The sequence below is a fragment of the Actinomyces sp. ICM47 genome, assembly GCF_905369875.1.
GTDB lineage: Bacteria > Actinomycetota > Actinomycetes > Actinomycetales > Actinomycetaceae > Pauljensenia.
The window spans coordinates 1-12,466 of the sequence record NZ_CAJPJE010000058.1; the positions used below are offsets into that span (position 1 = coordinate 1).

Here is a 12,466-nt window from a genome sequence, read left to right on the forward strand (position 1 = left end):
GTGCAGGAGTACCTGACGCTCGCACCAGCGTCACCGGATTTCAAGCACACAGCACTTGAACGCACAATCACCGCACTGACACAGGTCTCCCACCAGCAGACCGCCGAAGACCCGACCCGCATCACGGACGAAGACCACCTAAGTAGACTCACCGAGCGCAGCAACCTTGCGGACACCTATGTGCAGACAGGGCGCCTCGATGAGGCCATCACCTTGTACGAGCAGATCCTCGAAGACTATGCACGTGTTCTGGGTGAGAATCATCCTCAGACGCTCAGCGCATGCAACGATCTCGCCACCTGTTACCAGGAGGCGGGGCGCCTCGATGAGGCTATCACCCTGTTTGAGCAGGTCATCACCGACAGCACCCGCATTTTTGGCGACGATCATCCTAACACCCTGACCTTGCGTAACAACCTTGCAAACTGTCACCTGCAGGCGGGCCGCTTCGTTGAGGCAATCCAACTGTACGAGCAAGCCGCCACAGGCCGCGCGCGCGTTCTGGGTGACAACCACTCCCTCACACTCAGCACACGCAACAGCCTGGCAGACGCATACGAGGCTGCTGGCCGCCGTGTTGAGGCTATCCAACTGTATGAGCAGGTCGCCACAGGCCGCGCGCGCGTCCTGGGCGAAGACCACCCCCTCACACTCAGCACCCGCAATAATCTCGCATACACCTACAATGCGGTGGGCCGTCGCGATGAAGCCATCGCCCTGTACGAACAGGTCGCGACAGACCGCGCGCGCATCCTGGGTGACAACCACCCCCACACACTCAACACGCGCAACAACCTGGCAGACGCATACGAATCAGCTGGCCGCCGCGATGAAGCCATCGCCCTGTACGAACAGGTCGCCATAGGCCTGACCTGTGTCCTGGGTCCCGACCATCCCCGCCCGCTCACCGTACGCCACAGCCTTGCATGCGCATACGCGTCTGCTGAGCGCCATGATGAAGCCATCACCCTATTCGAGCAGGTCATCACAGACCGCGCGCGCATCCTGGGTGACAACCACCCCCACACACTCACCGCACGCAACAACCTCGCAAGCGCATACGCGTCTGCTGAGCGCCACGATGAAGCCATCACCCTGTACGAGCAGGTCGCTCAAGACCAGGCCCGCGCTCTGGGCAAAGACCATCCTCACACGCTCACCACGCTCAACAACATCGCATACACATACCGGTCTGTTGGCCGCCTTCCTGAGTCCATCACCCTGTACGAGCAGGTCATGAAAGACCAGATCCGCGTCCTGGGCGAAGACCACCCGGGCACGTACAACACGCGCCGTGAACTCGCAGACTCATACCGAGAGGCTGGTCACACAGACGAGTCCATCACCCTGTACGAACAGCTCCTCGTCAGCAGCCAGCGCGTCCTGGGTGCCGACCATCCGTTCACCATGGCTATGTGTGAGGAACTCGGGGACGTGCGGCGCGAGCTGAAGCAGCGGGACAACCCTTCCGCCGACTAGCGCGCATAACCGAGTGGGCCGGTAGTGTGTGCTTCCGGCCCACTCGTGCCTCGTGGACATGCTCTCCTTCCACGTCGTACGCCCTGCCCACCCGATACGTCCGGCGCACAATGGAAGCATGCACGTTCCCTACGACACCGAGAAGTTCTATTACGGCTTTCCCGTCTATATCCTGGCCTATCCCGATGAGGAAGTGGGGGTCGGCATCACGACGGGGTCCTCGTCGTATTCGCTTGGCCAGATGGTCATGATCGGCTGCGATTCCACCACGCACGCGGCGCGCTCGATCAAGCGCTCGGGCGTGTGTTCCCTCAATCTTTTCGGGGCCGAGGCCATGGGACTCTTCGAATACGCAGGCACCATCTCTGGTGGAGATAAGCTCAGCGACACCCACGTGGCATCGAGCAACTATAACGGCATCCCCGTGCTCGACGATTCACAGATGAGCCTGGTGTGCCGTGTCCTAGAGGCCACAGATGACGGTACCTACACGCACTTCCGCTGCGAGGTCACGGCCCGGCTGGTTGATTCTGACCTCATCGACGAACGAGGTCGATTCCGATACGAGGAGCTTCGTACCGTCGAATACGTGGGCGATGCACGCCGCCGCATCTATCGGTACTTCTCAGAACAGGTGGAGCGTTTTGGTACATTCGTGCGCGCCTTCAAGGAGTCGCTGCAGTCCTGAGATCACACAAACGACGAGGCCGGGGTCCCCACGTGGGTTCCCCGGCCTCGGTCATATGCGCAGGCTGTGAGCGCAGCGCTCACTCCTCTTCGGTGCCCGCGTACTTCGGGTTGGCGAGGTTTTCGGGCGAGAGGATGCGCTCGACCTCGGACTCGGAGAGGAGTTCCATGTCGTGGATGACCTCGCGCACGGTCTTACCTTCGGCGGCGGCGCGCTTGCCGACGACGTCGCCCAGGTGGTGTCCGATCACGTCGTTGAAGTAGGTGACGATGCCGATGGAGTTTTCCACGTAGCCGCGGCACACTTCCTCGTTCGCTGTGATGCCGGTGATGCAGCGTTCGCGCAGCGTATCGCATGCGTTGACCAGCAGGTTGATGGACTCAATGAGTGCCTGTGCGATCACGGGCTCCATGACGTTGAGCTGTAGCTGTCCCGCTTCGGCCGCCATGGTGACGGTCTGGTCATTGCCAATGACTTTGAAGCACACCTGGTTGACGACCTCGGGGATGACAGGGTTGACCTTTGCGGGCATGATCGAGGAGCCAGCCGCCATCTTCGGCAGGTTGATCTCGTTGAGGCCAGCGCGCGGGCCGGAGGCCAGCAGACGCAGGTCGTTACAGACCTTGGAGAGCTTGACGGCGCTGCGCTTGATAGTGGCGTGCATGGACACGTAGGCACCGGTGTCAGAGGTGGCCTCGAGGAGGTTCGGGGAGCCGACGACGCGCGCGCCCGTAATGCGGCGCAGATGACGCACAACGACCTGCTGGTAGCCGTCCGGCGTATTCAGGCCCGTGCCGATGGCGGTGGCACCCAGGTTCGTCTCCAAGAGCAGCTCGGCGTTGTTGACGAGGCGCTCGTCTTCCTCACGCAGCGTGTGCGCAAACGCGGAGAACTCACTGCCCAGCGACATAGGAACGGCGTCCTGCAGCTGGGTGCGTCCCATCGTCAGAATGCTGCGGAACTCGGCGCCCTTCTCGTCGAAGGCGTCCGCCAGCTCGTCGAGGGCCTTGCGCAAACGATTCACCTTGCGCCACAAGGCGATGCGGAACGCGGTCGGATAGGCGTCGTTCGTCGACTGCGAGCGATTGACGTGATCGTTGGGGTTGATCACGTCGTAGCGCCCCTTCTCCTCCCCCAGGATTTCGAGCGCGAGGTTCGCGATGACCTCGTTCGCGTTCATGTTCACGGATGTGCCCGCGCCGCCCTGGAACTGGTCGACGGGGAACTGGTCCATGCAACGCCCGTTTTCGATGATTTCGTCGCAGGCGGCGATGATTGCCTCGGCCTTGACGGGTTTCATGGCCTTGAGCTGCATGTTCGCCAAGGCGCACGCCTTCTTAACCTGCGCAAACGCACGAATCAGTTCGGGTGCCTCATTGATGGTGCGGCCTGAGATCCGGTAGTTCTCAATGGCTCGCAGTGTGTGGATTCCCCAGTACGCGTCGTCGGGTACTTCGCGCGTGCCGAGCAGATCCTCTTCGGTGCGGGTCAACGTCGTTCCTTCCGTCGGAGTGTACGCCGGAAGTTTCCCGGCGATCCGCCTCCATGGTAGGCACGAAGTCCCACTTTGTCAGGCACTTTACGAATCTCGGGAAGATCGTTGACGCTCCCCTAACTCGGCCTTTCGTCAGTCATGACAAGCGGCCTGCGCAACGGCGTCGAGCAGGTCCCCGAGTGTTTCCCATTCCTCGATCTGCGCGTCGGTGAGCGCCACTTTCGCCTCGCGTTCGACGCGCGCAACGACGGCATACAGGGACACATCGTCCATGTCCAGATCCCCGCGCAGGGTCAGCTCGACGCGCGCATCGCCAGGAGCAAGGTCAGCCTCGTCGAGGACGGCTTCCATCGCTGCCTCGCGCGCACGGTCCTGAGTACTTACGTACTCGCCCGCGTCGATAGACGAGGCCTGGGCACCCTCAGGCGCATTGTCCTCGGTAACGGGATCGACCAGCTGCGCTAGCCCGGCACGCAGCTGGTCTCCCAGCAGATCAGCGATGGACCCCATCAGCTCACCCGGTTGTTCAGCCAGCGCACGGGTGCACCAGCGCCCGCGTGACGGAAGGACTCAAGTTCATCGTCCCACGCCTGACCGAGTGCCAGTTCCAGGCCCTCGACCAGTTCTTCGTAGGAGGATGCGTTCTCCATAGCGGCGCGAATGCGGTCCTCGGGGACGACAACATTACCGACGGAGTCCATTTGTGAGTGGAAGATGCCCAGCGACGGGGTGTGACACCAGCGCCCACCATCGTTCGAGGCGGTCGCCTCTTCGGTGACCTCGTAGCGCAGATGTTCCCAACCGCGCAGAGCGGACGCCAAACGGGCACCCGAGCCAACCGGCCCAACCCACGAAAACTCGCAGCGGACCATGCCCGGCGCCGCATCTTGATCGGTCCACTGGAGGCGAACCTCCTGGCCGAGCGCGGTACCCAACGCCCACTCGATGTGCGGACACAGAGCGGGCGGTGTTGAGTGCACGAAAAATACACCGCGGGTGTATGACCCTCTCATTGTTCCTCCTTGTAGGCTTTGTCAGGATCGTCTTCCCCTACGTCCTAATTACCTGGGAGTCGCAACGAAATGCGCCGAAACGAGCACACACGATGTACTGACAGGATAGAGGAGCGCGCCGGGAAATGCAGGGCATTTCCCGGCGCGTTTCGCACTTTGATCAACTTCCGGCAGGTCAGAATCCAGCCTTACGAATGTCGCGCAGCGCCTTCTTGCGCGTCGGTCGATCCAGACGATCGATGTAGATGTGTCCGTCGAGGTGATCGCACTCGTGCTGGATACAACGAGCCATGAGTTCCTCACCTTCGACAACAACCTTCTTGCCGTCCAGGTCGGTGCCCTCGCAGCGGGCATACCAGGCACGCTCGGTCGGATACCACAGGTCCGGAACCGACAGGCAGCCTTCGTCGCCATCCTGGTACTCGTCTTCGCTCAGGGCAACAATACGGGGGTTCAGCACGTAGCCGATCTCCCCATCGATGTTCCAGGAGAAAGCACGCAGGCTGACGCCGATCTGATTAGCGGCCAGGCCAGCGCGGCCCTCCATATCGACGCCCTCGAGGAGGTCCTCAACGAGAGCCTTCACATTCGGAGTGATCTCCGTGATCGGGTCGCACACCGTGCGCAGCACGGGGTCACCGATGATGCGGATGGGACGGATCGCCATGTCACTCCCCCTTCAGGGCTGCGCCGTGAAGCTCCCGCAGACGCGCGACGGCTTCCTCGACGGGCACGACGATAGTCTCGCCTGTGGCGCGCACGCGGATCTCGACCTGGCCATCAGCCAGCGAACGGCCCACAACAAGGCCGAAAGGTACGCCGACCAGCTCGTAATCCTTGAACTTCACGCCGGCGCTGACCTTACGGCGGTCGTCGACGAGGACGTCCAGGCCGGCCGCATCAAGCTGCTCGCCCAGCGACTGCGCGGTCTCGAAGACCTCGTCGCCCTTGCCGGTGGCCAGGACGTGCACGTCGAAGGGGGCAATCTGCGCGGGCCAGCTCAGACCCTTGTCGTCGCAGTTCGCCTCAGCCAGGGCCGCCATGACGCGGGTGACGCCGATGCCGTAGGAGCCCATGGTCACGACCTGGGTCTTTCCGTTCTCATCCAAGACGGTCAGGCCCAGGGCCTTGGCGTACTTGCGACCCAGCTGGAAGATGTGACCGATCTCGATGCCGCGCTCCAGGTGGAGGGGACCCGAGCCGTCGGGGGCCAGGTCGCCCTCGCGCACCTCGGCGGCCTCGATGGTGCCATCGGCCGTGAAGTCGCGGCCCATGACGAGGTTCAGAACGTGGTGCTGCTCAGCGTTCGCGCCCGTGACCCATACGGTGCCTTCGACGACGCGCGGATCCACCAGGTAGCGCACGGAACCGGAGGTATTGCCTTCCTCATCAACGACGCGCCGCGGCGAGTTGGGTCCCAGCACCGTCGGGCCGATGTAGCCGCGCACCAGTTCGGGGTGCGGCTCGAAGTCCGAATCCGACGCCATGTCGACCTCGGCGGGAGCCACGGCGGCCTCGAGGCGCTTCATATCGACGTCGCGGTCGCCGGGGATGCCCACGACGAGCAGCTCGCGTTCACCGTCCGGGTGGGTGAGCGTCACGACGACATTCTTCAGCGTGTCGGCGGCGGTCCAGGGGCGATCCTCACGCGGGTAGCGCTCGTTGAGCAGATCCACGAGCGCCTCAATCGTCGGAGCGTCGGGCGTGGGAACCTCGACGGGCGCGGAAACACCCGACGCGTCAACGGCCTCGGGGAGGGGGGTGGTCACGGCCTCGGCGTTGGCGGCGTAGCCACCCGGGGACGCCACGAAGGTGTCCTCACCAATCGGCGAGGGGTGCAGGAACTCCTCCGAGCGCGAGCCGCCCATCGCACCGCTCATCGCGGACACGATAACGTAGCGCAGGCCCAAGCGCTGGAAGATGCGCTCATAGGTGTCGCGCTCAGCCTGGTAGGAGGCGTCCAGTCCCTCGTCATCGATGTCGAAAGAGTAGGCGTCCTTCATGACGAACTCACGGCCGCGGATCAGGCCGGCGCGCGGGCGGGCCTCGTCGCGGTACTTCGTCTGAATCTGGTAAAGGGTGGCGGGCAGGTCCTTGTACGAGGAGTACATGTCCTTGACGAGGAGCGTGAACATCTCCTCGTGCGTGGGGGCCAGCAGGTAGTCGCCGCCCTTACGGTCGTTGAGCTTGAACAGCGTCGGGCCGTACTCTTCCCAGCGGTTCGTTGCCTTGTAGGGGTCAGCGGGGATCAGACCCGGGAAGTGCACCTCCTGTGCACCCATCGCGTCCATTTCCTCGCGGACGATGTCCTCGATCTTGCGCAGCGTACGCAGGCCGAGGGGCAGCCACGTGTAAATGCCGGGGGCACAGCGGCGAATGTAACCGGCGCGAACCAACAACTTGTGGGAATTGACCTCGGCGTCAGCCGGGTCCTCACGCAGAGTTCGCAGGAAGAAAGTCGAGAGATTTCGAAGCATGCTCCAAGAGTACGGCACGCACGGGTTTGAAGGCCACCGGCACAGCCATGTGACCCCTCATCAGGGCATGAAGCCCGTTAAATCACCGCGCCCGCGCCCAGCTCGCGCTCGCGAGCACCCGGGTTTGCCACGTAGTAGCGACGTGCCATCCACCCCGGGTATGCCCACTCAGGCAGTCCCCCCAGGTACAGGGACTGAATCGCGACGGCGACCATAACGCCGAAAAGGCCCAGGAGCAGCGCGCACGAACCCATGGTGTCTGCGCCGACTGCCTCGTGGCCCACGAGGTCGGCAGTCACAAACCAGACGAGGGCGAGCAGAGGCATCAGCGGCCACACAACACGGTTCAGCTCCGCGCTGGCCGAGCCCCCGCGCATGTCCATGCGCATCGCAACGCGTCGGGAACTCGCGAACACTCCAGACCACACCCACGCCCACAGAAGTGCGATGAGCAGGCCGATGACTGCAAGCAGTGCGGTGGCGTTGAGGAGCATTGGTCACCCTTCAGAAAGCGCAACATCCCCGTCGGCGTTGCGTGTAGCTCGATACTACAACACCGCGGGGATGAGTGCGCCACCCGAAACAGGGGCGGATCCGTGTGACTCAGGCGTCGACGGCGTGTGCCAGACACGCATCACGCAGGTCACGCAGCATCGACAGGGAGGACAGGGACTCGGCTGCCACGCCCGCCCACACGAGCGCGCGTTCGCGTCCCTGTGCCTCATGACGCTCACGAATGTGCAGCAGGGTGCGCGACGGCGACAGGGGCAGCAGGGCGATCACGCAGGTTCCCGAGGCCGGGGCGCCCTCGGGCGCAGCGGGCGCGGCCACGTGCATCAGGACGTGGTCCTCATCAGCGATCTCAATGATCATCGACTCATCGGCGGGTTCAAACACGTGACCCAAGACGTCCCAGACGACCGAAGCCGGAGCGTCAATGGCGATACCGCGATCCACGACAACGTTCGCGCCGGGCAGCAGTAGGTCGCCGGGAAGGGACACATCCGCCTGGGAGGCGGTCAGACCAATGCGGCGCGGAAAGCCGGTCGCGGCCAGTGCACACACGCCGCCCACGAGGGACAGGCAGACAAGGGTACGAAGACGCATAGGGTTCCTCTTTATCTGTCAGCAGCCACTGCCCGGAAGCTTGCCCTCCGGGGCGGTAATCGGATTCACCTCGATGGTACCGGAACCAGGCTCCAGGCCCATCTCCTCGGCCAACGCGTTCGCGCGGCGGATGAGGGTTTCGACGATCTGGTCCTCGGGGACGGTCTCGACGACCTTGCCGCGGATGAAAATCTGGCCCTTGCCGTTGCCCGACGCGACGCCCAGGTCTGCCTCACGGGCTTCACCGGGGCCATTGACGACGCAGCCCATGACGGCCACGCGCAGCGGAACGGTCAGTTCCTTGAGACCTTCGGTGACGTTCTCCGCCAGTGTCCACACGTCCACCTGGGCTCGACCGCACGACGGGCAGGACACGATCTCAAGCGTGCGATCACGCAGGCCCAGGAACTCCAGCATCTTCGTGCCGACCTTGACTTCCTCGACGGGAGGAGCCGACAGAGAGACACGGATCGTGTCGCCGATGCCTTCGGCCAGCAGGATAGAGAACGCCGAGACGGACTTGATGGTGCCCTGGAAAGCAGGGCCGGCCTCGGTCACGCCCAGGTGCAACGGCCAGTCGCCCGCCTCGGAGAGCATGCGATATGCCTGGACCATGGTGAGCACGTCGTGGTGCTTGACCGAGATCTTAAAGTCGTGGAAGTCGTTCTCCTCAAAGAGCGAGGCCTCCCAGATCGCGGATTCAACCAGCGCCTCGGGCGTGGCACGACCGTACTTCTTGAGCAGGCGCGGATCCAGCGATCCGGCGTTGACGCCGATACGTAGGGACACGCCGTGATCGGAGGCAGCCTTGCAGATGTCCTTGACCTGGTCGTCGAACTTGCGGATGTTACCCGGGTTCACGCGCACAGCACCGCAGCCGGCCTCAATCGCCTGGAAGACGTACTTCGGCTTGAAGTGGATGTCGGCGATAACGGGGATACGCGACTGCTGGGCGATGATCGGCAGCGCCTCCGCATCTTTATCCGTCGGGCAGGCGACTCGAACGATGTCGCAGCCTGCAGCCGTCAGCTCGGCGATCTGCTGCAGCGTCGCACCGATGTTGTGCGTTTTCGTCGTCGTCATAGACTGGACGGACACCGGTGCCCCGCCGCCCACGGGAACGTTTCCCACCATCAGCTGATGCGTCGGCTTGCGCGGGAACGGCGACGTGGCAACTGAGGGCATACCAAGATTGATTTCACTCACCCGCCCATTATCGCTTACCCGGGCGCATCCTTCCCACGCGGGCACCGCCCACGTGGTCAGGCTCGCTTTCCTCGCCTCCACGCACTCTTTGTCGAGGAGCAGGGCACACCGGGATCAGCTAAGCGAAATGGGCTTGACGATGTCGGCGACGATAAGAATGAAACTCATCACGATGAGAACCCCACCAACCACCCAGGTAAGAGGAACCAGACGCGCAGTGTCGGCCGGACCGGGATCCTCCTTGCCGCGCAGGCTCGCAACCTGACGACGCACGCCCTCATACACCGCGCCCAGGATGTGTCCGCCATCCAGGGGCGGCAGCGGGATCAGGTTGAAGACGAAGAGCGCCATGTTCAATGAGGCCAGCAGACTGAGCAGCGCGCCCACTACCTGGCGAGTGTCACGCAGGCCCAACGCCGCCGAATCTCCCGTCACTTCACCCGCCATGCGGCCCACGCCCACAACCGAGACGATGCCGGTCGCATCGCGCTGCTCGTCGGTCACGACAGAGCGTCCGACCTGCCACACGGCTTGGGGCAGGCGCACGATAACGGATGCAGTTCCCGTAAACATCTGCCAGTCGGCCTCCAGCACATCCGTCAGCGACGCGGACACATACTCGTACCCGGCCGTCACGCCCACATACCGAGCACCCCGCGCGCCCGTCACCGGGGTCACCGTCAGATCCACGGTCGCCCCGTCACGTCCGACCGTGAGCACAGCAGACTCACCCTCCGGGGTAGCGCCCACCGCCCGCTGGAACTGTGCAAAGGTCTCGATCGGCGTTCCGTTCCACGCGAGGACCGTGTCCCCGGGACGAACCCCGGCCTCGTAAGCCGGAGAGGCGATCTCCCCCGCAGAGGTCTGGATCGTTTCGGACACCGAAGCAATCGTGCGAGACGCAGCGGGCGCGCCAATGCCCACCATGGTCACAGCACTGAGTACAAAGCAGATCAGCAGGTTCATGAGCGGACCGCAGAGCATGACCGTGATCTTCTTCGGTGCGCTCAGCAGGTAAAACGCGCGATGCTCCTGGCCCTGCGGGATCTCCTCGGCCGAGGCCTCCCTGGCCTCCTGCGCGAGCGTCACCTTTCCGCGCCGCCCCACGAGGCGTGTGCCCGGGCGAGCCGGAGCATACATACCGATGATCTTGACATAGCCGCCGAGCAGGATCGCGCGCAAAGCGTACGTGGTATCGCCGATCTTCTTCTTCCACAGGGCAGGACCAAAGCCCACCGCGTAATCCGGCACCAAGACGCCGAACTTCTTCGCGGGCAGCATGTGTCCCACCTCATGGAGAGCCACCGACACCAAAATACCGATGGTGATGACGACGATACCCGTAATCGAACCCACGCTCACTGATCCTTCCACTGGCCGGCACCGATATATTCGCGTGCGCGCTGAACGGCCCAACTCTGCGCGGCCAGAATATCCTCCAGCGTCGGGTCGGCGACGCCCTCGTGCTCGTGAACGACAGCCGACACCGTGTCGACAATCGCCAGCCACGGCACGATACCGTCGATGAAGGCCTCCACCATGACCTCGTTCGCAGCGTTGAGCACCGCAGGGTGAGTGGCCGACGCACCCACGGCGAAGCGGGCCAAGTTAATCGCCGGGAACGTCTCGTTATCGACCGGCTCAAAAGTCCACTGCGACGGACTGCCCCACGTGAGAGGTGCCTCCACATCATCCAAGCGCTCGGGCCACGTCAGGCCCAGCGCAATCGGCAGCCGCATGTCCGGAGGCGACGCCTGCAGCGTCGTCGCCCCGTCGCGCCACGTCACCATCGAATGGACGATCGACTGAGGATGAACCGTCGCCACAATATGCTCCGGCTCCACATCAAACAGCAGGTGTGCCTCGATGAGTTCCAGGCCCTTATTAATCAGCGTCGAGGAGTTAATCGTCACGACCGGACCCATGCTCCAGGTCGGGTGTGCGAGCGCCTGCGCCGCACGCACCCCACGCAGTTGATCGCGAGTGCGCCCGCGGAAAGGACCGCCCGAGGCTGTCAGCACCAGATCGGCCACCTCCGAGCGGCCAGAAACGAGCGGCGAGGTCAGACCACGCTCGTGCACGCCCGAGGCCAACGCCTGGGCGATCGCCGAGTGCTCCGAATCAACCGGCACGATCTGGCCCGGGAAACGCATCGCGTTCTTGACCAACGCTCCGCCCACGACCAGGGATTCCTTATTCGCCAGCGCCAGGCGTGCCCCACAGTCGAGGGCCGCGAGCGTCGAGGACAAACCGACACCACCCGTAATGCCATTGAGGACCACCGGTGTCTCGCAAGGGTACAGCTGTGCTGCTAATTCGACCGAGGCACACACGACCTCGACGGAGGCATTCTCACCCACAAACACCTCGGGGCACGTGCCGCCCATCGACTCGACAGCAGCCGCCAACTCCTCGCGCACGTCCCGCGCCACACCCACGTATGCGGGTTCCAGGGCCACGATCTGCGCAGCCAACTCGGTGATCGACGAGCCGCCCGCACTCAGACCCAGCACATCGAAACGACCCCTGTGCGCCTCAATGACCTCTCGCGCCTGAGTACCAATCGAACCGGTCGAGCCCAACAAAACAACGGGGGCAGGACCCATCAGGGTCGTCTCGCGTGCCTCCATCAGTCGACCGCGAGCAGGATCTCGATCGCGCGAGCCAGGTAGGCATCCACCGGCCCCTCCGCGTACGCCTTCTTGCCGCGCTTAGGCCGGAACGTCGCCGTGCGAATCTCGTTCGCAGTCAACTCTTCGGCCTCGTCGAAGTAAGCGGCGATGCGATCAAGCAGATCGTCGACCTCCTCGCAGCTGTAACCGCGTCCACTCGTCGGATTCGAGAAACGCTCACCGCGCGGGCGCTGCAGACGCGGGTACAGGGTGGTCGCACGATCAGCGACGCGGTCATACCACGCAGCCTCACCCTCAGCCGCCACGGAGTCGGCGCGGTCGCGGTTGATAAACGCCGCCTCGAGGCGGTTCATCGCACCGTCCACGGC

General features: G+C 63.7%; 13 protein-coding genes. 2 read left to right on the top strand and 11 right to left on the bottom strand.

The window, feature by feature from the left end; genetic code table 11:
• The coding region (locus tag QZ149_RS09250; protein WP_291451143.1) for a tetratricopeptide repeat protein at positions 1–1,479 on the top strand (1,479 nt) is incomplete at its 5' end.
• 118 nt (positions 1,480–1,597) lie between these two features.
• The gene (locus QZ149_RS09255; RefSeq protein WP_291451145.1) at positions 1,598–2,167 is read left to right on the top strand and encodes a flavin reductase; all 570 of its coding nucleotides are present in this window, start codon (positions 1,598–1,600) and stop codon (positions 2,165–2,167) included.
• A gap of 79 nt (positions 2,168–2,246) precedes the next feature.
• Here QZ149_RS09255 and aspA read toward each other — a convergent pair whose 3' ends face one another.
• The 11 genes from aspA to QZ149_RS09310 all read right to left on the bottom strand — a co-directional run.
• Positions 2,247–3,659 carry an aspartate ammonia-lyase gene (aspA, locus tag QZ149_RS09260; protein WP_291451146.1) on the bottom strand — a complete coding sequence of 471 codons (1,413 nt, stop codon included), beginning with the start codon at positions 3,657–3,659 and terminating at the stop codon, positions 2,247–2,249.
• A gap of 135 nt (positions 3,660–3,794) precedes the next feature.
• Positions 3,795–4,172: a phosphopantetheine-binding protein gene (locus tag QZ149_RS09265; protein ID WP_291451147.1), complete on the bottom strand. Its 378-nt coding sequence runs from the start codon at positions 4,170–4,172 to the stop codon at positions 3,795–3,797.
• A complete protein-coding gene (locus tag QZ149_RS09270) occupies positions 4,172–4,675 on the bottom strand; it encodes a DUF3145 domain-containing protein (protein ID WP_291451148.1) in 504 nt (167 codons plus the stop codon). The genes QZ149_RS09265 and QZ149_RS09270 overlap by 1 nt, the downstream gene beginning before the upstream one ends.
• A 175-nt stretch (positions 4,676–4,850) precedes the next feature.
• The gene (def, locus tag QZ149_RS09275) at positions 4,851–5,342 is read right to left on the bottom strand and encodes a peptide deformylase (RefSeq protein WP_009648613.1); all 492 of its coding nucleotides are present in this window, start codon (positions 5,340–5,342) and stop codon (positions 4,851–4,853) included.
• Position 5,343: 1 nt separating this feature from the next.
• On the bottom strand, positions 5,344–7,152 hold the full coding sequence (locus QZ149_RS09280) for a proline--tRNA ligase (RefSeq protein WP_291451149.1): 1,809 nt from the start codon (positions 7,150–7,152) through the stop codon (positions 5,344–5,346).
• 77 nt (positions 7,153–7,229) lie between these two features.
• Positions 7,230–7,646 (bottom strand): hypothetical protein, encoded by a 417-nt coding sequence (locus QZ149_RS09285; protein WP_291451150.1) that lies wholly within the window; start codon positions 7,644–7,646, stop codon positions 7,230–7,232.
• A gap of 109 nt (positions 7,647–7,755) precedes the next feature.
• On the bottom strand, positions 7,756–8,259 hold the full coding sequence (locus tag QZ149_RS09290; protein ID WP_291451152.1) for a hypothetical protein: 504 nt from the start codon (positions 8,257–8,259) through the stop codon (positions 7,756–7,758).
• Between the two features lie 18 nt (positions 8,260–8,277).
• Positions 8,278–9,444, bottom strand: a complete 1,167-nt coding sequence (ispG, locus tag QZ149_RS09295) for a flavodoxin-dependent (E)-4-hydroxy-3-methylbut-2-enyl-diphosphate synthase (protein WP_291451156.1) — start codon at positions 9,442–9,444, stop codon at positions 8,278–8,280.
• 135 nt (positions 9,445–9,579) lie between these two features.
• Positions 9,580–10,821: a M50 family metallopeptidase gene (locus tag QZ149_RS09300; protein WP_291451153.1), complete on the bottom strand. Its 1,242-nt coding sequence runs from the start codon at positions 10,819–10,821 to the stop codon at positions 9,580–9,582.
• 2 nt (positions 10,822–10,823) lie between these two features.
• The gene (dxr, locus tag QZ149_RS09305) at positions 10,824–12,095 is read right to left on the bottom strand and encodes a 1-deoxy-D-xylulose-5-phosphate reductoisomerase (RefSeq protein WP_291451154.1); all 1,272 of its coding nucleotides are present in this window, start codon (positions 12,093–12,095) and stop codon (positions 10,824–10,826) included.
• On the bottom strand, positions 12,095–12,466 hold a 372-nt coding region (locus QZ149_RS09310), incomplete at its 5' end, for a DivIVA domain-containing protein (protein ID WP_291451155.1). The genes QZ149_RS09310 and dxr, both read right to left, overlap by 1 nt.

Coding starts and splice junctions, on each gene's coding strand:
- dxr (WP_291451154.1), bottom strand. CDS start 12,095: ATGGAGGCACGCGAGACGACCCTGATGGGTCCTGCCCCCGTTGTTTTG.
- QZ149_RS09255 (WP_291451145.1), top strand. CDS start 1,598: ATGCACGTTCCCTACGACACCGAGAAGTTCTATTACGGCTTTCCCGTC.
- QZ149_RS09285 (WP_291451150.1), bottom strand. CDS start 7,646: ATGCTCCTCAACGCCACCGCACTGCTTGCAGTCATCGGCCTGCTCATC.
- QZ149_RS09270 (WP_291451148.1), bottom strand. CDS start 4,675: ATGAGAGGGTCATACACCCGCGGTGTATTTTTCGTGCACTCAACACCG.
- QZ149_RS09265 (WP_291451147.1), bottom strand. CDS start 4,172: ATGGGGTCCATCGCTGATCTGCTGGGAGACCAGCTGCGTGCCGGGCTA.
- def (WP_009648613.1), bottom strand. CDS start 5,342: ATGGCGATCCGTCCCATCCGCATCATCGGTGACCCCGTGCTGCGCACG.
- QZ149_RS09290 (WP_291451152.1), bottom strand. CDS start 8,259: ATGCGTCTTCGTACCCTTGTCTGCCTGTCCCTCGTGGGCGGCGTGTGT.
- ispG (WP_291451156.1), bottom strand. CDS start 9,444: ATGCCCTCAGTTGCCACGTCGCCGTTCCCGCGCAAGCCGACGCATCAG.
- QZ149_RS09280 (WP_291451149.1), bottom strand. CDS start 7,152: ATGCTTCGAAATCTCTCGACTTTCTTCCTGCGAACTCTGCGTGAGGAC.